Origin of the sequence: Clostridium cibarium (assembly GCF_014836335.1) — a bacterium.
Classification (GTDB): Bacteria; Bacillota; Clostridia; order Clostridiales; family Clostridiaceae; genus Clostridium; species Clostridium cibarium.
The window spans coordinates 1-23,576 of sequence record NZ_JACSRA010000026.1; the positions used below are offsets into that span (position 1 = coordinate 1).

Sequence of the window (23,576 nt, forward strand, 5' to 3'; positions counted from 1 at the left end):
GTTGATAGGTCAGAGGTGTAAGTGTGGTAACATATTTAGCTGACTGATACTAATAGGTCGAGGGCTTGACCAAATAAGATACAGGAATACAACAAGGAACTATGTGCAATTTTCAGAGAATAACTCTGAATAAATGTTCCGCGATAGCTCAATGGTGGAGCACTCGGCTGTTAACCGATAGGTTGGAGGTTCGAGTCCTCTTCGCGGAGCCATTTTTTTTATAGGTAATAGTGAAACTATTGCTTTTTTTTGTTGTTTAGGAGAATTTATTTAGTAAATTTGTAAGATATATTTATAATTTACATATGGAGTATGGAAATGAAAAGATGTATAATTATCAGTGTAAAGTAATTGATAATAAGAAGGATATACATGTATGGAGATGTATAAAATGAAAAAAAGAATTATAAACCAGAGAAGAGACAGATATAAAAAATTTACAAAGAAAAGAATTGTTTTAACTGTAGCCATTGTGGTAGTGATTATTGGAAGTGGATTTATTGGAAAAGTAAAGTTCGAAAGAGATCAAGATAAGATCTATACAAAAGCGGAAGTAGTAGAAGATTCTACAGCCAAAGATGGAACGAAAGTGGATAATAGTAGTAAGAAGGAAGCTTTAGAAGATAGTAATGGATATATATCATTAGATAAGGACCCAAATGCTGAAGATGTAATAACAGTGTTTCATACTACGGAGAAGCTACTAAAGAATGAAATACATTATCCAGTACGTACGGATGGAAAGAAAGTTGCATATTTGACTTTTGATGATGGTCCATCTACAACAAATACACCTAAGGTATTAGATATATTGAAGGAGAATGGAATTAAGGCTACTTTTTTTATAATGGGAAAACAGTTAGACAGTAGTGAAGAAGCAAAGAATATATTAAAAAGAACTGCATCAGAAGGACATGCAATAGGAAATCATACCTATTGCCATGATTATAATTATTTATACCCAAGTAGAATTATTAATGTAAATAATTTTATGAGTGATATAGAAAAATGTAATGAATCTTTAAAAAACGTTTTAGGTAAAGACTTTTCAACAAGAGCAATAAGATTTCCTGGGGGATATTGGTCTTGGGAAGGTAGAGGAAATATAAGACCTATAATTGATCAAGATGGTTACGCAATTATTGATTGGAATAGTTTATCAGAAGATGCTCAGGGAAAACCAAACAAAACTGCAGAAGAATTAGTTCAAACAACTAAGACAAATTTAGATAAGTTGGGACCAAATGCAGATAGTGTAATATTTTTAATGCATGACACTTATGGCAAAGAGGAAACAGCCAATTCATTGCAACAAATAATAAATATTTTTAAGGAAAAAGGTTTCGAGTTTAGAACAATTAAATAAAGAATATTTGAAGAAAAGTTATCTTGTAGAAGTAGATAACTTTTTTGTTTTTAATATGATATTATAGTAAGTTTTATAAGATAGTATAAAGTTTTTCATAAACTTAGGTTAAGGAAAAATTTATTAATAAGTTTGTAATATATATTTAATATATATTTGTGGAGTGTAAACCCATGAGGAGGTATAATTATTAGTGGTAAACAATACTTAAAGAGGTGTGAAAATATGGGGAAACATAGGAGAAGAAAAAGTAACGTACAGCAAAAAAGAAATAGACGTGAAGAAACTAAAAAAAAGAAAGTTGTTTTGTTTATAGTAATCATAGTAGCTATTGTTGGTGGAGGATTTCTGGCAAAGATTAAGTTTGAAGGGGACAAGGATAAGATTTATACAAAGGCAGAAATAGTAGAAAGCTCTGAAACATCAAACGAGTCAAAAGTAGAAGAACCTATCTTGGACAATACAGGATATACAGCATTAGAGAAAGATCCAAATGCTGATGATGCGATTTCATTAGAAAAGATAGTAAGACCTAAGTCCTTTCCAGTGCGTACAGATGGTAAAAAAGTTGTCTATTTAACATTTGATGATGGACCCTCTACAACCAATACGCCTAAGATATTAGATATATTGAAAGAAAATAATATAAAGGCTTCATTTATGATAATGGGAAAAAATGCAGAGAAGTCTGAGGAATCAAAAGAAATATTAAGGAGAACTGTGAAAGAAGGACATGCTATAGGTAACCATACTTACGGTCATGATTATAATTACTTATATCCTTATTCGGGGAAAGTTAGAGTTTTAAATGTTAATAACTTTATGGCAGATGTGGATAAGTGTAATCAAACTCTAAAAAGTATATTGGGGAAAGATTTTTCAACTAGAGTAATAAGGTTCCCAGGGGGGTTTACTTCGTGGAGAGGTACTGATAAGATTAAACCTATTATGGAGCAAAAAGGTTACGCAAGTATAGATTGGAATGCTGAAACAAAAGATTCTGAAGGAAAACCAAAGAATGCAGATGAATTATTTCAAGTATGCAAAAAAGATCTTCAAATATTAGGGCCCAATGCTGATAGTGTTATTATATTAATGCATGATACTTATGGAAAAGGAGAAACTGTTAATGCATTGCAAAGGATAATAGATATGTTTAAGGAAAAAGGCTTTGAATTTAGAACAATGAAATAGTTATAAAAAAAATTTATCTTTAAATTAAGATAGATTTTTTTTTTAGATTAATATTTGGAGTTAGATTAACAAAAAAATGGTATAATACTAATAAAATATATTAGTTTATGAGATTGGAGGAAAAAAATGATATCAAGAGACATAGCATCAACTATATTATCAAAGTGCCTTATTACAGGTGGAGATTTTGCAGAAATATTTGAGGAGAATTCCATTAGCAATGGAATTGGTATTATAGATAACAGAGTAGAAAATGCGCTAGGGGGAAGATCTTACGGAGTTGGTATAAGGATATTTAAGGGCCTTAAGAGTGTATATGCTTATACTAATGACAGCTCAACTAATGGATTATTAGATACAGCTTATAAAGCAGCATTAGCTTTAGGCGAGTTGAAAGAAGAGAAAAGCATAATATTAAATAATATAGTAGAAATAAATAATGTGCATAAGATAAAGAAGTATCCCAATGTAGTAGGGTATGATAAGAAAATAGATATAATGAAAATTGCATATAAAAATGCAAAGGAATTTAATTCAGCTATCTCCCAAGTAAGTGTATCATACTTAGATAAAGATCAAAAAATACTTGTTGCTAATACAGAAGGTATATATGCTGAAGATAGAAGAGTTAGAACTAGACTTGCAATAAGTGCTATAGCATCAAAGGGAAATGAAAATCAAACAGGCTTTGAAGGACCAGGAGCACATAAGGGATTTGAATTATTTGAAGAAATAGATCCAGCATACTATGGAAGAGAAGCAGCAAGAACAGCTTATACAATGCTAAATGCAAAGAATTGTCCTGCAGGTAATATGATGGTGGCAATTGATAGCGGATTTGGTGGTGTAATATTCCATGAGGCTTGTGGACATTCGTTAGAGGCAACATCAGTAGCTAAAGGAAATTCTGTATTTTCTAATAAATTAGGTGAACAAATAGCATCAACTAAAGTTACAGCAATAGATGATGGAACAATTCCAAATTCGTGGGGATCAATAAACATAGATGATGAAGGAAATTTAGCTAGGAAAAATGTTTTAATTGAGAATGGAATATTAAAATCTTATATGATAGATAAACTTAATGGTAGAAGAATGGGCATGAGTCCAACAGGAAATTCTCGTAGACAGAGCTATAAATTTGCTCCAACTTCAAGAATGACAAATACTTATATAGCCAATGGAGATGATAAACCAGAAGATATTATTAAGTCTATGTCTGATGGCTTGTATGCGAAAAAACTTGGTGGGGGATCAGTAAATCCGGTTACAGGAGAATTTAACTTTGCTGTTTCAGAAGGGTATATTGTAAAAAATGGAGAAATTCAAGAACCTGTTAGAGGCGCTAGTCTGATAGGAAAAGGCAGCGAAGTATTAATGAATATAGATATGGTTGGAAGTAATTTACTTCAGTCTCAAGGCATGTGCGGGTCAGTTTCAGGTAGTATTCCAGTAAATGTTGGGCAACCTATGATAAGGGTTAAAAAAATGACAGTTGGTGGAAGATAGGAGGTAAAAGCTATGGAGTTCAAAGAATTTAAAGATTTATTATTTAGCAAAGCAAAAAAAGAAGGCTTTGCTGAATGTGAGATATATTTTAGCGATAGAGAGAATTTAAGTATATCAGTATATAATGAAGAAGTGGAGAAGTATAATTTAAATAAGACTTTTGGGCTTTCTTTTAGAGGAAAAATAAATGAAAAAATGGGATATTCATATACAGAAATTCTAGATGATGATGCTATTGATATGCTAATAAAGAATGCTAAAGAGGGAGCCAGCGCTATAGAGAGCGAAGATGTTCAATTTATTTATGATGGAGACAAAGAATATAGTGAAGTTAGAACATACTCAAAAGATTTGGAGAATATTGATGCAGAGAAGTTAATACAAATTGCTTTAGATATGGAAAAAGAAGCGAAGAAGGAATCTGATAAGGTCGTAAATATAGGTGCATGTAGTGTAGGTTATGGAAATTCATATTATGGGATTTACAACACTAAAGGGCTTGAATTAACGAACAAAGTTAATCTTCTTACAGCTTATGTAGTACCTATCATAGAAGTTGATGGTGAAAAATACGATGGTACAGGTTACGTAACGGCTAATTCAATAGAAGAAGTTGATGCGAAAAAGATAGCTAAGGAAGGAGTAGAGGAGGCTTTAGCTAGAGTTAATGGAAAATCATTAGAGTCAGGAAAATATAAGACTATTATTAATAATGAAGCAATGGTGTCATTATTAAGCGCATTTTCAGGAGTTTTTGATGGTGATGCGGCTCAAAAAGGACTTTCTTTACTAAAAGGAAAGGAAGGCGAAACAATTGCTTCTGATATTTTAACAATAGTAGATAATCCACTTTTAGATAATGGATTGGCATCTACTCCATTTGATGATGAAGGAGTAGCAACTTTTAAGAAGGAAGTTATATCAAAAGGAAAACTTGTTACGTTGCTTCATAATTTAAAGACTGCAAATAAAGCTGGGATAAAGACTACTGGAAATGGGTTTAAAGGATCTTATGCATCTACTGTTGGAATTTCTCCTACAAACTTCTATATTGAAAAAGGTAGTGATACCCTTGAAGAACTTATTAAATATTTAGGTGAAGGATTAATTGTAACTGAGTTTGCTGGACTTCATTCAGGAGCTAATATGGTTACAGGAGATTTTTCTCTAGCAGCGAAGGGATTCTATATTGAAGGTGGGAAAAAATCTTATCCAGTTGAACAAATAACTGTGGCAGGAAATTATTTTGAGTTATTGAAATCTATTGAGAAGATAGGAAATGACTTGAAGTTTCCAATGAGTAGCGTGGGATCACCTTCGGTTATTATTAAAGAACTTTCTGTAGCAGGAGAATAGAGATAAAAAAGCTTTCCATAGGACTTATTCCTATGGAAAGCTTTTTGTTAGCTATTTATTATTATTAAAATAATCTGATCTTATCATTTTATCTGATAATTCTAATGAATTTTTCAATTGTTTTTCATCTTCAGCTGTAAGATCAATTCCTTTTACTGTTCCGTTTGTAATTATAGCATAGTTTCTATTAGTGTTTAAAAGATTTCTTCCAAGTGCAGTATTTTCGTACTTGCTGCTATCAATACCTAACATATAAAGTGCCGTAGGCATTATATCAATTTGTCCACCAATAGTATCAAATGTTTTACTCTGCTTTATATTTTTGTCATAAATTATAAATGGTACAGTTGGTTCACCATTATTAACATACCAATCTTCCTTATTAGTTAAACTATTAATGCTATGGTCATAGTATTTATGAACTCCAGTATGATCGCCAGTAATTATTACTGTTGTATTATCAAGAAGCCCTTCTTTGTCTAATGTACTTAAGAAGTTACCAATTTGAGCATCAGTGTAATGAACACTTTCAAAATATCCACCAAGTTCACTAGCATTAAGTTCATTATCAAGAGATAATTGTCTTAGCTCGGCTGGTAGGTCAAATGGCCCGTGGCTTGTTAATGTAATAGTATGAGCATAAAATGGTGAATTTAGTGCTTTAAGTTTAGGAACTACCTGTTCAAAATAACTCTTATCGCTAATTCCCATTCCAATTTGATCACTTATATCGAAGGAGAAGGAATCAACAAATGTTTTAAATCCTATACCACCTTTAAGTGCATTAGCATAGTTCCAGAATGAACCTTTATCAGGATGAATTGATATTGGATCATATCCTTGAGCTTCAAGAATCTTTGGTAAAGAATTAAAATTAGCATTTGGATATCTAAAGAATGTGCCACCTCTTCTAAGTGGAAGCATTGAAGTATTTATCATTAAATCACAATCAGAGCTTGTACCCTCGTTAACCTGTTCATAAATATGAGGAAAATAAAATCCTTTACTAATTATGTTATCAAGGTTAGGTGTGATTTTTTTACCATTGATTTCTTTGCCGATTAAGAAGCTTTCAAGTGATTCTACTTGTATAACAAGCAAATTCTTACCTTTAGATATTCCAGCATATTCATTGTCAGGTAAAGATTCTTTTTTCCAGCTATAGTAATCATTAATAGATGCTTTTTCTTCATCAGTAAGAGTATAAGGTCTTGAATCTTTGTATACAGTATAAAGGTCTTTTAAGTGATATCCAATTGAAGAAAAATACTTAGAAGTATTAGTTGGATCATAATCATCAAATAAATAAGCATTACTTACATCTTTGTTATGTAATACATCTAAATTAAAAGGAATATATCCTATAAATAACAATGGAACAATAAATGTAAAGCAAAATGATTTAACAGCTCTTTTTGGAGCTTCTTTATAACTTTTTCTTGTGAAATATACATATACACCAAGTATAATTAAGTCCAAAAATAAGATGAAATCATACTTACTTAACATAGATAAAACTGTACCACCTAAGTGATCAAGGTTAGCAGTTTGAGATAATATTAAAACTGAAGGGACTGTTAAAAATCCTCTGAAGTACATAACATCTAGTAGTGTTAATAATGTTATGAAAATATCTATTATAAATATAAATATTATTCTTCCTTTTCCTTTAAAAAGTAAAGAAAAACTTAAAAATAATAGAGCAAATGCTAAGTAATATGAAAAGAAATACTGAGATTTCGAAAGTCCTAGCATAAAATCAAAGTCATATGGATTATGGTTTTGTATAAAACTTTGAAGAACTATACCTTTAAAAATTATTCCGACAATAGGTATTAGAAACAATCCAAGTTTTATATATGTATGTTTTGTTGTTGAAATAAAATAATTTCTAATTTTATAAAGTAAGTTAAACATGAAACACCTCTCTTTAATAAGCATTAATAATTTTTAATCAATTATTAATTAACCTTTAACAATTATATTATAATTGATAGTTCCAATCAAACAAATTCAATAAAATAATTGTAAGAAATGTTTAATAAAATTGTAAAAATGATATAATTGTATAAAGATTAGTTTTCATAAGAAAAATATTGTACGAGGTGAGAGTATGAAGAAAATTGATTGCACGGGTCTTCAATGTCCTACACCTGTATCGAAGGTGAAAAAATATTTTGATTCAATAGGTGAAGGTGAAGCAATTGTCTTACTAGACAATGAGATAGCAAATGGGAATGTAACAAGATATGCTATGAGCCATGGTTATCATGTGGAATCTAGAGAAAAAGATAGTGTATATGAGGTAGTTATAGAAAAACGAGGATGTTTAGAAATTCTTGAAGAAGAGAAGAAAGTCTCTATCTTAATATCATCAGATAAATTGGGTGAAGGCAATGATAAAGTAGGAGATACATTAATGATGAGGTACATAGATGTGATTAGTGAAGAGGAAAAGTTGCCTACAGCTTTAATATTTCTGAATTCTGGGGTTAGATTAGTATGCGAAGGTTCTAAAGTTATAGAAGGAATAAAGTTGTTAGAAGAAAAGAGAGTTAAAATATATTGTTCAGCAACATGCTTAAAAGATTACAAATTAGATGATAAGTTATTAATAGGTAAAAGAGTGGATATGACTGAAATTGTTGAAATTATGAATTCAGCAGAGAATCTTATCAAATTATAGATTTACATAAAATTTTTTAGGATGCTTAATGTGTTATAAGGAGGAAGCCTAATGGAGCAATATGATTTAATTGTCGTAGGTGGAGGAATTTCTGGCATGACAGCAGCGTTGACTGCTTTAGATAAAGGTATAGATAGAGTATTAATATTAGAAAGAGAAGAAGTATTGGGGGGAGTTCTCAACCAATGCATTCATAATGGGTTTGGTGAAAGTTTTTTAAATGTTAGTGTAACAGGACCTGAATATATAAGTTTAGTTGAAGAAAAACTTAAAGAACATCCAGTGGATATCAAACTACAGGCGAACGTATTAGAGATAGAAGAAAATATGTTAGTAAGATATGTATCACCAGATGGAGTAATTAAAGTAAAGGGGCAGACAATAATTTTAGCTTCCGGCTGCAGGGAAAGATATACAGGAAATATTGCTATACCAACAAATAGTTTTACAGGTATATATACAGTTGGAAATGCACATAGAACAATAGTTCAAGAAGGATATATGCCTGGGAAATATCCAGTAATTGTTGCAAATAGTAAATGGGGAATAATACTTGCAAGAAGGTTTGTTATAGAAGGAGGAAAGATCCAAGGGCTAATAATAGATGAAAATGAAAATTTTAAGTTTGATGAAGAAATGAAAGAGCTTTTAGAGGGATTTAACATTTCGGTTATTAAAAATCATAAAGTGATAGAGGCATTAGGGGAAGAAAGAATAGAAGAAGTAAAGATAATGGAAAATGGTACAAATACTATCACAGATGTCCCATGTGATTGTCTTATACTTTCAGTAGGATATTTTCCAGAAAAGGATGCTATTAAGAATTTAGGTCTTGAAGTTAATATGTATACAAAAGGCCCCAAAGTTAAAGAATATGAAACATCTATTGAAGGAATATTTGCTTGCGGAAATTTGATTTATGGGGTAAATGCTTTAAAGGAAAAGGATATATGTGGATTTAAAGCTGGAGAAAAAGCAGCAGAATATATAAAATCAAAGAGTAAAAACTTTTAGAAATTCATTTAGCATAATATTATTTCCTAGGGAATTAAGATGAATTCCGTCAATAAATATACTCTTTTCTATGTTATCAAAAGTTAACTTATAGAAATCTATGTACTTTACTGAATAGTTTTGGCATAAATCTATTAATTCCTTTCTTAAGATTGGTAGAGAATTTTTACAATGAGTATAATGAGTGGATGGCATAAATAAGTTTTCAGCCATCTCCTTTATTATGCATGGAGGAATTCCTATAATTAGATTTTTACCAAGTGAATCTTTTATCATCTCACTAATATTATCTTTAATTGAAAAAATAGATCTTCCACAAAGTAAATCATTTGTTCCACCCATAATAAAAATGTAATCAGGATTTAAAGCTATTACATCTTCATAAAATCTATTAAGCATTGAAGGGGTGGTATCTCCATTAATTCCCTTATTTATTATTTCTAATGGTAAATTTTTAGATAAGTTATAAACCCAGGAATCTTTTTTGTTAACCCCATATCCAAAGGTTATGCTATCACCTATTAGTACAAGTTTTTTATTCAAAAGAATCATCTCCTAATATAATTTTTTAAAACAAGTATTACAGATTAATGTTTTCCCTTTGTCAGCTGTTATAAATTCATTAGGATTAACTACTTTATTACATATGCTACAAGTCTTTCTGTTTCCAGAGTTTATTTCTATTTTTGTTTTAGTTTTAGGTACGGTAATATTTCTTTTTAAGGAAGTATATATTTTTTTTTCTTTTTTAACATTATTCTTTTTTATTGAATAAGAAAGTGAATAATCACTTTCTCCAAATAACTCTAACTCAAATCTAGGGTTTTCTTTGTCATAGAATTCTTCTACAATAATACTTCTAATCTGAGCATCATTAACGATAAGTCCACTCTTTTCGATGCCGTCGAAAATACTTTTTGTGATATTAATAGTATCAGGATGGCGTTTTTCGCTTTTATAATATACTTTTAGTATTGCGATTAGACCTTCTTCTAATACTATATTAGGGTTTTGAGATCTTGCTATATAAGCAATTTCTTGTTCATAAAGCGCATATCTATCATGATAACTGCCAGAATTAGATGGAAGTATGGCTCTTTTATTATCATTATGTAATTTGAAATTGGATTTAGTTATAGGGGATCCTAAAACAATAATTTTGGCATATGTTGACATAATAAATTATCTCCTTAATTTGTAAGTTAAAATTTACAATTAAATTTTAATGGATTCTTTATAATAAATTAAGAATCTTATATAAAATATACTCTATAATTAAATTATGTACAAGGCAATCCATTGATATGGAAACTTATATAAAGTATAATACTTAGTAGTTTAAAAATAGAAAAATGAGGGATTTGTATAATGATAGGGAAATTAATATTATCCATAGAATCAAGTTGTGATGAAACTTCAGCGGCTGTAGTTAAAAATGGTAGAGAGGTTTTGTCAAATGTAATAGCATCGCAAATCGATACGCATAAAAAGTTTGGTGGAGTAGTTCCAGAAGTTGCTTCTAGGATGCATATTGAAGCAGTGGATGGTGTTGTTAAGGAAGCACTTCTAGAAGCTAATGTTACATTAGATGAAATAGATGCAATAGGTGTTACTTATGGACCTGGATTAGTTGGTGCACTGTTAGTAGGGCTACAATATGCTAAAGGATTGGCTTTTGCATCTAAAAAACCGTTAATTGGAGTAAACCATATAGAAGGGCATATATGTGCAAATTACATTCAACATAAAGATCTAGAGCCTCCTTTTGTGTCTTTGGTAGTTTCAGGAGGACATACATTTATAGTTCATGTGAAGGATTATGGAGTTTTTGAAGTATTAGGACAAACAAGAGATGATGCTGCTGGAGAGGCATATGATAAAGTAGCAAGAGCTATAGGACTTGGTTATCCAGGTGGTCCTAAAATAGATAAACTTGCTAAGGAAGGGAATCCTATGGCTTTAAATTTTCCAAGAGCAAATTTCCATGAAGATACTTTAGATTTTTCTTTTAGTGGTTTAAAATCATCGGTATTAAATTACTTGAATAAGGCAAAAATGCAAGATATAGAAATAAATAAAGCAGATGTAGCGGCATCTTTTCAAAGAGCTGTTGTTGATGTGTTAAAAGATAATGTATTTTTAACTTGCGAGAAGAAAAATTTAAAAAAGATTGCAATAGCAGGGGGAGTTGCATCCAATTCAGCTTTAAGAGAGGCCCTTATAGCTGAAGGAAATAAAAAGGGAATAGAAATTTTATTCCCAGAGCCAATATTATGCACAGATAATGCAGCTATGATAGGATCGGCAGCATATTTTGAATTGATACATAATAAAAAATATTCTTTTGATTTAAATGCAAAGCCTAATTTAAAGTTAGGTGAAAGATAGGTGGGAAAATGAATCTTATACCAGAGTCAAACGGTTTAAAAAAGATTAATATGAAAAAAGAATTTAGCAAAAGTCTATGGATAAGAAATGTTTTTATGGCTGTTTTAGGAATATTTATTCTCGGATTTTTATTTCAAACAGTAACTGATTTTATTGGAAATGAAAAAATAAGTTCTAGGCTTAGCTATGCAAAAATTGAAAGTAAAAAAATGGAGTATAAAACTGGTGGAAGTGGAGATTATACAATAGTTTTTGATGGAGCCATTGGAGCTAATCTTTATGAATGGGATAAAGTCTGTGAAAAAATACAAAGTCAACTTGGGGTAAAAACTTTTGTTTACAATAGAAGAGGATATGGATTTAATGAAAGTTTAGATGGAGAAACTCCTAATAAACAAGCACAGAATTTAAAAATACTTCTTAGAAAAGCTGGAGTATCAGGTAAGTTAATTTTTGTTGGAGAAGAATATGGTAGTTTAGTAGCTACAAACTTTGCAAAACTTTATCCTGAATCAGTGCAGGGGTTGGTTCTTATTAAACCATTTTTAGAGGATACTTTAAAATCGGATGAGTTTAAAAATGAACTTAAATGGAAATATTATAAGAGTAAGTTTGAGAGTATAGGAACTAGATTTGGTTTAACTAGAATTTTAGATAAGCTAAATATGACGATAAAAGTAGATGGGTTTGAAGAAAATTTGTCTGATGGGGCGGATGAGGAATTTAAAGTCCATAAGAATCAAAAATCATATAGAGATGCTATAAGTAATGAATTGAAGAACTTATTTACATATAGTGATGATTCTCAGCAAACTGGGCTAATAGCAGGAAAACCTTTATATATAATATCAAATGATGATAATAATTTACTATCAAGGTTAGGAACAGCTGATTACACAACTCAATATAAAACTGAGTCAGACAATGCGGTAATTTCATTAACCGATAGTACTTCTGTAGAGAATGCAATAACATATGTTGTTAAAGAAGCACGTAGAATTGAAAAAAAATCAAATAAATAATGAACTCATAGTTTTTGGGTTATTATGACATATACTTGTCACAAATTAATAATATACTCTTAACTATAGAAAATAAATTTATTTAGGAGGCAGGTATTATATGTATAACGGAAACGATAATAACAATTCATATAACAATAATATGGGTGGTATGAATAATAATTTTAATTTTTCAAGAGAAGATTTTGAAGAAAAGAGAAAGAAAAGAAAAAAGAATGCCAAAATAGCAGGAGTAGTTGTAGGAGCGCTATTACTTACAATTACTAGTGGCTTATTAGGTGGAGTTGTTACCTATAAGATTATGGCTAAAGATAAAGTAGTTGGATCAACATCGTATGCGGCACCTGAGTTTACAAGTGCTTCTGAAGGTTCATTAACTGCATCTCAGGCTTTTGAAAAAGTAAAGCCAGCAGTAGTAACAATTTCAACTAAGAGTATACAATCAACTAATAATGGCTTGTTCTCACAAGAAGTTGAAGGATTAGGGTCAGGGTTTATTATAAATGAAGATGGATATATTCTTACAAATAACCATGTTGTACAAGGAAGTGATGATGTAAAAGTTCTTCTAAGTGATGGTAGCGAAGTTTCAGCTAAGGTTATAAATACTGATCCATATGAAGATTTAGCTATGATAAAGCTTGCTGATGGGACTAAGGTTCCTGGAGTTGCAGAACTTGGTGACTCAGATGCTTTATATCCTGGAGAAGATGTAATAGCAATAGGAACACCATTATCAAAAAGTTTTGCTCAAACAATGACAAAGGGAATAGTTAGTGCAGTAAATAGAGATGTGGAATCAGAAAGTGGAACTAGTATTAAGGTAATTCAAACAGATGCAGCTATAAATGCTGGTAATAGTGGTGGGCCATTAGTTAATACAAAAGGACAGGTAATTGGAATTAATTCTATGAAGATGGGATCTGCGGCAGCAGGGTCACAAGGAAGTTCCATAGAAGGAATGGGATTCTCAATTCCTATAAATGAAGCGAAAAGTAGATTGGAATCTTTATCAAAACCAATTATAAGCTTAGGCATAAAGGTATTTGATTTAACTCCAGAACTAGCTAAGAAGTATGATTCTCCAGAAGGAGTATATGTAAAAGAAATAAGTGATTTTTCACCAGCAGCTAAAGCAGGAATGAAGCAAGGTGATATCATTATTAAGTTCGATGGTACTAAAATAAAAACAGGAAAAGAATTGAATGAGTTAAAAGAAAAGAAGAATGCTGGAGATAAGGTTAAAATCACAGTATCAAGGGACAAGAAAGAAGTTGAACTAGAAGTAGAACTTGCACAAAAGTAAATGGTTTTATAGTATAATAATATTAACTATTCCAAATTTAGGAGGTTAATATGAGGAAATTAGATGATGTACTTGCAGCTTTAGCTAAGCTTCAAAGTGAAAAAAAGAGTGGAGTATCAGCAGCTGATTTGAGCAAGTATATGAATTTAGATAGAGCAAATATTTCTAGATATTTAAATAGTTTATATAAAGAAGGTAGAGTAGATAAGACAGATGGTAGACCTGTTATCTACTCTATTTCTTGTACAGTGAAAAATCAAAAAACTCAGGAGGATGAGTTTGATAGTAATAGTTTTGATAAAATAGTAGGAGTAAATTTAAGTTTACAAGTGCCAATTCAACAGGGAAAAGCAGCAATGCTATATCCACCTCATGGATTACATACATTAATACTTGGTGAAACAGGAGTAGGTAAATCTATGTTTGCTGAAGTTATGTATAAGTTTGCTATAGAATCTGGAGTAATTGAAAGTATAGCTCCTTTTGTAAGATTTAATTGTGCTGATTATGCAGACAATCCACAACTTTTAATAGCTCAGATTTTTGGAGTTAAAAAAGGAGCATATACAGGAGCAGAAAAGGATAAAGAGGGACTTTTAAAAAAGGCAGACGGGGGTGTTATTTTCTTAGATGAAATACACAGGCTTTCACCACAAGCACAGGAGATGTTATTTACTTATATCGATCAGGGTTCATTTAGACCATTAGGAGATACAGAAAATATAGTACATGTTGAGGCTCAGATTATAGCAGCTACAACTGAAGATCCGCAATCTTTTATGCTTCGAACTTTTACAAGAAGAATTCCAATGACTATTACATTGCCATCTTTGAAAGAAAGGACTATAGAAGAGCGATATTATTTATTAGAGCAATTTATTAGAGGAGAATCAGTAAGACTTGAAAAGAGTATTTATTTTAACAAAAATGCATTAATTTCCTTTTTGCTCTATGATTGCCCTAATAATATAGGGCAACTAAAAAGTGATATCCAATTAGCTTGTGCAAAAGCATTTTTGAATTATAAAGCCAATGGAAAGAATTTTATATTAATTGAGCAGTCTGATTTACATCAAAGGGTAAAAAAAGGACTAATGAGTTTGCAAGATCATAGAAATGAAATAAATAAATTGTTGGATAATATGGGTGATGTATTAAGATTTTCTTATAAAGACCATGAGAATAGGTTTAGCATGGTAAAAGAAGAGGATAACATTAGAGGAGATTATTTCTACGATATTATAGAAAGAAAATTAAATGATCTAAAAAAAAGAGGATTAGAGGAAAAAGAGATAAATGATATCTTGAATATTGATATAGATAGATATTTTAAAAAATACATAAGAGATTTGCCAAGAGAATATAGAAAAGATGAAATTGTAAAGATAGTAGATGTATCAATTGTTGATACAGTTGAGGAGATATTAGCCTTATCTTCTAGAAAGTTAAATAGACAGTATGATGAAAAAGTTTATTTTGGGTTAGCACTTCATTTACAGGGAAGTTTAGAGAGAATAAAACAAGGTAATAAAATATATCATCCAAAGTTGAATTATGTTAGAATCCAGTATTCAGAAGAATTTTTAATAGCGATGGAAGCGGCGCATATAATAGATGTAAAGTTTGGAATACAAGTACCTTTAGATGAAATAGGTTATTTAACTATGTTTATAGCAACAAGGGATTGTGAAGGAGAAAATAAACAAGTTGGTAAAGTTGGAGTTCTTGTAATTATGCATGGACATAGCACTGCTACAAGTATGGTAGATGTTGCTAATAGTTTAATTGGTGAAAGCTATGTAGAATCATTGGACATGCCTTTAAGTATGAGAGCTGAAGAAATGTATGAATTGGCGAGAAGTAAAGTTGTTGAAATGAATTCTGGAAAAGGAGTTTTACTTTTAGTTGATATGGGATCATTAACTAACTTTGGAGATATGATAGAAGAAGAGACTGGAATAAGTGTAAAAGCAATAGATATGACAAGTACGTTAATTGTTATTGAGGCGGGAAGAAAGGCATTAAATGGGCGAGATTTAGATGATATTTATAAATCTTGTATAGAAATAAGTAGAAGTGGTATTCAAATAAAGAAAATATCTAGTGAGATGAAAGGTAATGTAATTATAACAGCTTGTTTCACTGGAGAAGGTTCTGCAGAGAGAATTAAACAAATTTTAAGTCATAACTTAACAAATAGAGATAAGGTTAAAATAATTCCGTTAAATATATTAGATAAGCAAGAATTTGCTGAAAAGGTGGAAGTATTTAAAGTAGAGTATAACATAGTAGCTATAGTTGGAACTGTAAATATAAATACAGATGATATACCATTTATTCCTGCTCCTGATATTCTAGCGGGAGATGGATTGCAGAGATTAGATGAGTGGATAAATGAAGAAGAAGATTTTGTAAGGATATCTAAGTCTATGAATTCTCAAATAGAAGATATAGATGGAATAGGACTTGTAGCTTTAGTTAGGGAAGCTGTAAGTCAAATTGAGGAGAGAATTGAAGTTAAGATATCTCATGAAGTTAAAGTTGGAATTGTTATTCATTTATGTTTCCTAATAGAAAAGATAATAAATGGAGGAAAGGGAATGAATTTTGATAAACTTAATGAATATAGAGATATTCATAGTAAAGAATTTATTCTTGTAAAGCAAAGTTTGAGAGATTTAGAGCTTGCGTATAATATAAACATTAATGATAATGAATTAGCATTTATAGTAAGAATGGTAACTGAAAATAGTATTAGTGTGTAAATAAGGAAAGTGTGCAAAAAGACTGTGTAATAAAATTACACAGTCTTTTTATTTTTACAATGTGATGAAGTATAGTAAATATGTAACTTGAGCCTTAATTTATTAATAAAAGTTTTAGTTAATAAGTTGGCATGATTATTGCTTAATAATATAGTGCAAAAGCAAATTAATATTTTAAATAAATATTTCAAGGAGGAAACATTATGACAAAGATTATTTTATGTTGTTCAGCAGGAATGTCAACAAGTTTATTAGTTACAAAGATGCAGGCAGCGGCAAAAGCACAAGGGGTTGAAACTTCAATTCAGGCTATGAGTGAAGCTGATGTTAAAAATCACGAAAGTGAGATGGATGTATTATTATTAGGACCACAAGTTAGATTCTTATTGAAGAAGATGAAAGAAAAATATGAACCAATGGGAATACCTGTAGATGTTATTCCTACAGTTGATTATGGAACAATGAACGGACCTAAAGTTTTAGCTAAAGCTTTAGAAATGGCAAAAAATAAATAGATACTTTATCATGGGGTTTATGGGAAGGGTAAATTTAAATATACTACACATTTGAAAGGGAGATTTATAATGGAAGAAAAGATAATGACGTTAATCATTCACAGTGGAGAAGCTAGAAGTTATGCAATGGAAGCTATTGTAGCTGCAAAAGAGGGGAATTTGGAAGAAGCTAAGGGGTTAATAGCAAAAGCTGATGAAGAACTAGGTGAAGCACATAATATGCAAACAAGCTTAATTCAAGCTGAGGCTGGGGGAGAAAAAATAGAGATGACTTTATTAATGGTACATGCACAAGACCATTTCATGACTTCTATGACTCTTAAAGATTTAGCAAAAGAATTAGTAGAAATTTACGCTAGGCTATAGTGAAAAAAGCTGTTCAAATATGTTTGGACAGCTTTTTTATTATGTTTAAATATTAATCTGAAATAATAGCACAATTTTTTTGGACATGCATAATATAAAGTATAATGAACAATGGAGGTAAAGTTATGAGCGGGAAAGTTGCTGTTTGCACAGTATGTCCAAAAGAAAATCAACAGATTGAAGCTATTATTAAATTACCAGTAGAGAAAAGAGCGGTTATTCATGGTACAGTTTTAGATGCTAATGGAAATCCAGTAGCTGATGCTGTTGTTAAGTTACTTCAAGTTGTAGATGGGTGTAAATTACCTTATCCATTAACTCACACATTTACAGATCAATATGGTCAATTTTTATTAGGACCTTTATGTCCAAATGTGAAATATATGCTTAAAGTTTATAAAGATACTATTAAAATAAAATGTCTACCATTAGATGTTGATTGTTATGAAGGAAAATGTATAGGAGTTAAGAATTGTCCACCATGTCAGCCAAAGAGCAAAGAAAAATATAGTGATTTTGATAATTGTGATTGTTAAAATTTCAGTCGAAAAATTAAAAAAGCCCTTGGAAAAGGGCTTTTTATTATTTAAGCTGTGTTATATACTATTATAGTTAATAATGATTATGAGGATAAGGTGATGATTTATATGGGGAATATTTTATTATACATAGTTACATTTTTCTTTGTCATTGGGGTTGTAGATTACTTTTTTAACAACAGATTCAAGTATGGACAATATTTCGAAGATGGAATAAAGACTATGGGATCATTAGCTTTATCAATGATAGGTATATTGTCTATTACGCCTTTATTCGTTAAAGGGTTACAAAGTGCAGTAGTTCCAATTTTAAAAAACATTGGATTAGATCCATCCATTTTTACGTCAAGTCTTATAGCTGTCGATATGGGAGCATACAATATGGCAGTAGATATTTCAACAACAGATAAGTTTGTTGAGTTTTCAGGAATTCTAATGGCATCAATACTAGGATGTACTCTTAGTTTTACAATTCCTTTTGCATTAGGTGTTATAAAAAAAGAATCTATGGAAGCATTATCTAAAGGAATTGTATGTGGGGTAATTACAATTCCAATTGGTCTTTTTTGTGGAGGATTACTATTAAGAATAGATATATTGACTTTGATATTTAATCTTACCCCAATAATTATACTTTCAGTAGCATTATCTTTAGGAATAATGTACAAGCCTTCCTTGTGTATTAAAATATTTTCTATTTTCGAGAAAATTATTTTGTTAATAAGTATAGTTGGATTAGCTCTACAGGGAGTTTATTCTATTTCATCCTATGAAATTTTAAACGATATGATGCCATTAAAAGATACTATATTAATAGTTGGCAAAATTGCTATATTCTTGGGCGGAGCTTATGTAATGCTTGAATTTATACAAAGAGCTTTAAAGAAGCAATTAGGCTTCTTAGAGAAAAGATTAAATATGAGTAGTAAGAATATTACTGTTCTTATTGGATCATTAGCAACTGCAATTATAGTGTTTTCCAATTTTGAAAAATTAGATTATAAAGGTAAGATAGTGTGCAGCGCTTTCTCAGTTTCTGGAGCATATGTGCTTGGAGGACAATTAGGATATGTAGCTGGAGTTGAGCCTGATATGATTAATATTTATGTATTTACAAAATTAATATCAGGTATATTAGCAATTGCTTTTGCAATATTTTTATTGCATAGAGAAGAAAACATTAGAAAGAAGCGAATATAATTTATTTAAGTGAATAACTAAAAAATGTATATATGATATAATATATACTAAGTATATGAAATACTGATTAAAATGCTACTTAAGCATAAACAAGGTATTTGAGGTGATTGTTTTTGAAAAGTAAAATAAAATATGCTATATCAATAATATTAATCTGTATTTTTTCACTTCTTGTAGTAAATGTAGTTGAAGGAAAAAAGGATGATGTAGTTAAAGGGAATATAACTGTTTGGGCAGATAGTAGTACTTTCGAATATTTAAATAAATCTGCTCAGGAATTTATGGAGTTAAATAGTAGAACTAAAGTGGATGTTGTTCAAATCTATTCAGATAATCTTAACGAAAAATTTAAAGCTGCTATAGAAGGCGGAACTTTACCAGATGTAGCACAATTAAATAGCAAATATATTAGAGAAATAAGAGAAAAATACCAGAATGTTATACCTGAAAAGCAAGATGAAAGTATTATTGAAGATTATACTAAAAATTATACTAAAGGAAGGATATCAGAAGTAAAAGAAGATGGGAAAGTTATAGGAATTCCATTTACTTCTAGACCTTTGGTAATGTATTTAAGAGAAGATATGCTTAAAATTTATGGGTATACATATGAAAATATAGTTACTTGGGAAGATCTTATTAATATGGGGAAGGATATATATGCAAAGAGTGGAGGAAAAGTAAATGTCCTTAATGCTGTAGGTCAAGACTATTGTGATTTAGTATCATTACTAATTATGCAAGAGATGGAATTAACAGATAATGAAGAAGAAATAAAAAGTAATGTAGATAAAAGAATAGCAGAATTAACTAATGACAATATATTAAATAAAAATAGAGAAGGGCAATTTGTTGCAAGGATATCATCTATAAATGGAATGAGAGAACTAAAGGAAATAAGTGAAAATTGTCAGTGGACTTCTAATAATGTTCCAGCCAAAAGTAAAGGAAGTAATAGATTTTATTTAGGAGAAGGAGATAATTTAGTAGTTTTAGATAAAAATGATAAGAATCAGAAATTAACAAAAAAGTTTATTGAGTATTTATCTACTAATACAAAAAGTAAATCTGAATATATTTTGAACGGAAATTTCTTTTTAAGTTTTTTATCAGCTTACGAAAATAAGTCAATAGAAGGTTCTATTAATAATTTTATAGATAAAAACCCTATCGTAGTCATGGATAATATAAGTAGAAAGGCACCAACTTTAGATGATTATGATTTGTATTTTAAAATAAGAAATTATTATAATTAGATATATATTAAATAAAAAGATGAGAATGTATGAGATAAAGTTTTCGTATATTCTCATCTTTTAATAATATAGAAGTGAGTAATTATTTTTTCATTAAATTAGAGATTTATAAGCTTGAAGAGTTTTCTCGGCAGTTTTAATCCAAGAAAATTCAAGGCTTTTTTTATGCCCTTTTTCTTTTAATTCTTCCTTTAATGACTCATCGTTTAGTAATTTTATTAAATTATATTGCAGTTCATCAGAATTGGATGGATTAATTAAAATGGCTGAATCAGATGTAACTTCAGGAATAGAAGTTAAATTAGAAGTAATAACAGGAGTTTTACAGCTCATAGCTTCTAAAGGTGGGAGTCCAAACCCTTCATATAAAGAAGGATAAACAAATGCTTCAGCACCACTATAAAATATAGGAAGTAATTCATCAGGCAGATAACCGGTAAAAATAATTTTATCCTGAAGGCCTAAGGAGTGGACTGTAGATTTTAATAATTCTCCTTCATCACGTAATGAGCCTGCAATTACTAATTTATGATGTACTTTCAATTCATTTTTTATTGCAGAGAATGAAGTGATAAGCTCTTTAACATTTTTTCTTTTACTAAACCCTCCGACATAAAAGATATATGGATCTTCTATATTGTAATTTTCTTTTAAATATTTCTTGCAATAATTTTTTGAAATTGGTTTAAAAATATGGTTAGTAGCAAGTGGGGTAACAAAAATTTTTTCTTCAGGAAAGCTAGGGAAGAATCTTAAAATATCTTTTTTTGAGTATTCTGATACAGTGAGTATTCCCTTAGAGGATTCTATTATATTAGGCATATCTTTAAGAAATTTGGTTAAGTAGCCTATTCCTACTGTTTCGGGCATTATAAATGGAATTAAATCATGTATAGTTACAACAACATTAAGGTTGCAATCGAAAGGAAATCCAATACCATTTTGAGGTATATGATACAAATCTATACCTTTATTTTGCAGTAGGTGAGGAATATAACATGCTTCGTAAAATCCACTATAGCGACCAGATAAATGTGTAATTGTAACATTACTTTTATTGTATTCCTCTAGTTCGTTACCAGTCCAAATTAGATTAAAATTATCTTCTTTATCTATATCTAACAAATTCAAAACTAAGTTTTTAGTATAAGTTCCTATTCCAGATCCAGAATGGAGATTAATGCTTCTTGAGTCTATTCCAAGTTTCATAAAACACCTCAAAAAAATTATATATAATAAAATACTATAAATTAATTCAAATTGTGAATAAAAAGTTCACATAAAAAAGATTTTAAACATATAATAAAAAGAACTAATTTTGAGGTGATACAATTGGGGGAAAAAATAATTAAAAATTTAATAAAAGAGAAATATAATTTAAATATTAAATCTATAGAACAGGTAAAAAATACTTATAAAATAGATGCTGAAGAGGGAAGATATTGTATAAAAATTATAAAATATCAGTTCTCTCATTTTTATTTTATATTGTCTGCAATTTTGTATTTGCAAAAACGAGGGTTTAGCAAAATACCAGATATATTAAAGACTAAAGATGGAGAATACTACATTGAATTTTTAGGATATTATGCATACTTAACTGAATGGATACCAGCCAGGGAAAGTAATTTTGATGATGATATAGAACTTGCAAAAGTTTCAGAAAAACTAGCAGAATTACATGAATGTAGTGAAGGATTTTCAGTAACTAAGGATATGAAGCCAAGGATAGGATGGTTTTCTTGGATTGATGTATTTAATACTAGAAAAGAAGAAATAAGAGATTTTGAAAAAAGGATAAATCAAAAAGCGTATAAATCTAATTTTGATTTATTGTACAAGAGTTGCATAGATGAAGAGGTTGACAGGGCAGATAAGTGTATAAGGGGATTAAAAGATTCAAATTATATAGAACTTATGGAAAGGGAAGTGCTTAAAAGAGGTTTTTGTCATCATGATTATGCACACCATAATATACTTTTTAGTGAAAAAGGAGACATATATATAATTGATTTTGATTATTGTATTATGGATACTCATCTACATGATTTAGCATCATTGTTAATAAGGGCTATGAAAAATGGAAAATGGAATAACAAAAATGCAGAAATAATTGTTAATAGTTATTCTAAGGTAAAAAGAATTTCTCAAGATGAGATGAAGTTAATGAAATATTTTATAAACTTTCCTCAAAGTTTTTGGCAAATAGGAATACAAAAATATTGGGAGCAGCAACCTTGGGAAGATGAATTCTTTTTAAATAGGCTTACTAGATATATAGAGGATAGAGAAGAGAGAGAAGCGTTTATTGAGGAATTTTTCTCATAAAGGAGTGATTATCATAAATAATTTAACTCTACAAGAATATTTGTTAGAGCAAAATATCCTTGTGAAAGGAGGATACTTTAAAGAGGAGATAAGTATAAGTGAGGAAAAAATGTTAAATCAAATAGTATTAATCAATAAGGTAGACTGTATTATGAGCAGATACTATGGTGATGGAATAACAAGAATTAATAGTAGGGTAGGGAAAAGATTAGAGAGCATAAAGGTACACATGTGTAAACTAAGAATCGATTTGAGAAAGAGAGAAAAGAAAAAAAATTTAAATTTTATGGATAAGTTTTTATTAGAAACTGGTGAAAAAATATTAATTCAAGGAGAAGAGAGTATTAAGTTAATTAATGAAATTGATTATTTAAACATTATAAAAAGAAGTATGAAGGAAAATGAAATATGTTTGGGAAAGGTAGGAGAAGAAAATTTAAAAGAAGATAAAAAAATTGAAATAGGAAGTCTAAGAAATGTAAGTTATAACCTTAGGGAAGAAGATATTTACGAATATTTAAAAAGGGCAAAGAAAAAGCAAAATTTATTAAGAGAAGACTATTATATAGATGAATTTGTGAATCTTGCAAGACTTACAAATGTCAGCAAAGAATATATAAAAATATTATTACGTGTGCCCAGTGATAGTCTGAAACAATGGTATAGATATAGTCAAGGAAAAAGAAATGTTTCACCTGATAAATATTTAGAGAGCATAAAATCTACGTTAGTTTATGAAATTAAGAATATTAAAAAGGGGGATTAG

The 23,576-nt window shown here is 29.8% G+C and carries 21 protein-coding genes and 1 tRNA gene; 18 read left to right on the forward strand and 4 right to left on the reverse strand.

What is annotated here, in order from left to right:
* Positions 1-137 precede the first annotated feature (137 nt).
* The 5 genes from H9661_RS14640 (at position 138) to H9661_RS14660 (ending at position 5,425) form a co-directional block, all read left to right on the forward strand.
* Positions 138-212: transfer RNA gene (locus tag H9661_RS14640), tRNA-Asn, on the forward strand.
* A 179-nt stretch (positions 213-391) separates the two neighbouring features.
* On the forward strand, positions 392-1,366 hold the full coding sequence (locus H9661_RS14645; RefSeq protein WP_143317487.1) for a polysaccharide deacetylase family protein: 975 nt from the start codon (positions 392-394) through the stop codon (positions 1,364-1,366).
* Positions 1,367-1,591: 225 nt separating this feature from the next.
* Positions 1,592-2,560 carry a polysaccharide deacetylase family protein gene (locus H9661_RS14650; protein WP_191769564.1) on the forward strand — a complete coding sequence of 323 codons (969 nt, stop codon included), beginning with the start codon at positions 1,592-1,594 and terminating at the stop codon, positions 2,558-2,560.
* 126 nt (positions 2,561-2,686) lie between these two features.
* Complete coding sequence (locus H9661_RS14655; RefSeq protein WP_191769566.1) at positions 2,687-4,069, forward strand: TldD/PmbA family protein; 1,383 nt, start codon at positions 2,687-2,689, stop codon at positions 4,067-4,069.
* A gap of 12 nt (positions 4,070-4,081) precedes the next feature.
* A complete protein-coding gene (locus tag H9661_RS14660) occupies positions 4,082-5,425 on the forward strand; it encodes a TldD/PmbA family protein (protein ID WP_191769568.1) in 1,344 nt (447 codons plus the stop codon).
* A 51-nt stretch (positions 5,426-5,476) separates the two neighbouring features.
* On the opposite strand, the gene H9661_RS14665 is transcribed toward H9661_RS14660, so the two are convergent.
* Positions 5,477-7,342 carry an LTA synthase family protein gene (locus tag H9661_RS14665; RefSeq protein WP_143317483.1) on the reverse strand — a complete coding sequence of 622 codons (1,866 nt, stop codon included), beginning with the start codon at positions 7,340-7,342 and terminating at the stop codon, positions 5,477-5,479.
* A gap of 196 nt (positions 7,343-7,538) precedes the next feature.
* Between H9661_RS14665 and yedF the strand changes: the two genes are divergently transcribed.
* Positions 7,539-8,111: a sulfurtransferase-like selenium metabolism protein YedF gene (yedF, locus tag H9661_RS14670; protein WP_143317482.1), complete on the forward strand. Its 573-nt coding sequence runs from the start codon at positions 7,539-7,541 to the stop codon at positions 8,109-8,111.
* Between the two features lie 51 nt (positions 8,112-8,162).
* The gene (locus H9661_RS14675) at positions 8,163-9,125 is read left to right on the forward strand and encodes an NAD(P)/FAD-dependent oxidoreductase (RefSeq protein ID WP_191769570.1); all 963 of its coding nucleotides are present in this window, start codon (positions 8,163-8,165) and stop codon (positions 9,123-9,125) included.
* Here the strand turns inward: H9661_RS14675 and H9661_RS14680 are convergent.
* Together H9661_RS14680 and H9661_RS14685 are read right to left on the reverse strand one after the other, a co-directional pair.
* Positions 9,105-9,677, reverse strand: coding sequence for a GDSL-type esterase/lipase family protein (locus H9661_RS14680; RefSeq protein WP_191769572.1), 573 nt, complete (start codon positions 9,675-9,677; stop codon positions 9,105-9,107). The two genes, H9661_RS14675 and H9661_RS14680, sit on opposite strands and share 21 nt — an antisense overlap.
* A gap of 3 nt (positions 9,678-9,680) precedes the next feature.
* Positions 9,681-10,301 carry a RusA family crossover junction endodeoxyribonuclease gene (locus H9661_RS14685; RefSeq protein ID WP_191769574.1) on the reverse strand — a complete coding sequence of 207 codons (621 nt, stop codon included), beginning with the start codon at positions 10,299-10,301 and terminating at the stop codon, positions 9,681-9,683.
* Between the two features lie 192 nt (positions 10,302-10,493).
* Here H9661_RS14685 and tsaD point away from each other — a divergent pair, with 192 nt between their 5' ends.
* The 9 genes from tsaD to H9661_RS14730 all read left to right on the forward strand — a co-directional run bounded on the left by tsaD (position 10,494) and on the right by H9661_RS14730 (position 20,482).
* Positions 10,494-11,513 carry a tRNA (adenosine(37)-N6)-threonylcarbamoyltransferase complex transferase subunit TsaD gene (gene tsaD, locus H9661_RS14690; RefSeq protein ID WP_191769576.1) on the forward strand — a complete coding sequence of 340 codons (1,020 nt, stop codon included), beginning with the start codon at positions 10,494-10,496 and terminating at the stop codon, positions 11,511-11,513.
* Between the two features lie 8 nt (positions 11,514-11,521).
* Positions 11,522-12,535 (forward strand): alpha/beta hydrolase, encoded by a 1,014-nt coding sequence (locus H9661_RS14695; protein WP_191769578.1) that lies wholly within the window; start codon positions 11,522-11,524, stop codon positions 12,533-12,535.
* A gap of 100 nt (positions 12,536-12,635) precedes the next feature.
* A complete protein-coding gene (locus H9661_RS14700; protein ID WP_143317476.1) occupies positions 12,636-13,841 on the forward strand; it encodes a S1C family serine protease in 1,206 nt (401 codons plus the stop codon).
* Between the two features lie 50 nt (positions 13,842-13,891).
* Positions 13,892-16,606 (forward strand): sigma-54-dependent transcriptional regulator, encoded by a 2,715-nt coding sequence (locus H9661_RS14705; RefSeq protein WP_143317475.1) that lies wholly within the window; start codon positions 13,892-13,894, stop codon positions 16,604-16,606.
* Between the two features lie 203 nt (positions 16,607-16,809).
* Complete coding sequence (locus tag H9661_RS14710; protein ID WP_143317474.1) at positions 16,810-17,121, forward strand: PTS sugar transporter subunit IIB; 312 nt, start codon at positions 16,810-16,812, stop codon at positions 17,119-17,121.
* A 69-nt stretch (positions 17,122-17,190) separates the two neighbouring features.
* The gene (locus tag H9661_RS14715; protein WP_143317473.1) at positions 17,191-17,487 is read left to right on the forward strand and encodes a PTS lactose/cellobiose transporter subunit IIA; all 297 of its coding nucleotides are present in this window, start codon (positions 17,191-17,193) and stop codon (positions 17,485-17,487) included.
* A 125-nt stretch (positions 17,488-17,612) separates the two neighbouring features.
* A complete protein-coding gene (locus H9661_RS14720) occupies positions 17,613-18,023 on the forward strand; it encodes a carboxypeptidase-like regulatory domain-containing protein (protein ID WP_243129625.1) in 411 nt (136 codons plus the stop codon).
* Positions 18,024-18,134: 111 nt separating this feature from the next.
* A complete protein-coding gene (gene eutH, locus H9661_RS14725; RefSeq protein ID WP_191769580.1) occupies positions 18,135-19,226 on the forward strand; it encodes an ethanolamine utilization protein EutH in 1,092 nt (363 codons plus the stop codon).
* A 113-nt stretch (positions 19,227-19,339) separates the two neighbouring features.
* Positions 19,340-20,482 (forward strand): ABC transporter substrate-binding protein, encoded by a 1,143-nt coding sequence (locus H9661_RS14730; protein WP_191769582.1) that lies wholly within the window; start codon positions 19,340-19,342, stop codon positions 20,480-20,482.
* A gap of 93 nt (positions 20,483-20,575) precedes the next feature.
* On the opposite strand, the gene H9661_RS14735 is transcribed toward H9661_RS14730, so the two are convergent.
* Entirely contained in the window at positions 20,576-21,691 is a 1,116-nt protein-coding gene (locus tag H9661_RS14735; protein WP_143317470.1) for a glycosyltransferase family 4 protein, read from the reverse strand.
* Positions 21,692-21,808: 117 nt separating this feature from the next.
* Between H9661_RS14735 and H9661_RS14740 the strand changes: the two genes are divergently transcribed.
* On the forward strand, positions 21,809-22,810 hold the full coding sequence (locus H9661_RS14740) for a CotS family spore coat protein (RefSeq protein ID WP_191769611.1): 1,002 nt from the start codon (positions 21,809-21,811) through the stop codon (positions 22,808-22,810).
* 109 nt (positions 22,811-22,919) lie between these two features.
* On the forward strand, positions 22,920-23,576 hold the full coding sequence (locus H9661_RS14745; protein ID WP_191769584.1) for a hypothetical protein: 657 nt from the start codon (positions 22,920-22,922) through the stop codon (positions 23,574-23,576).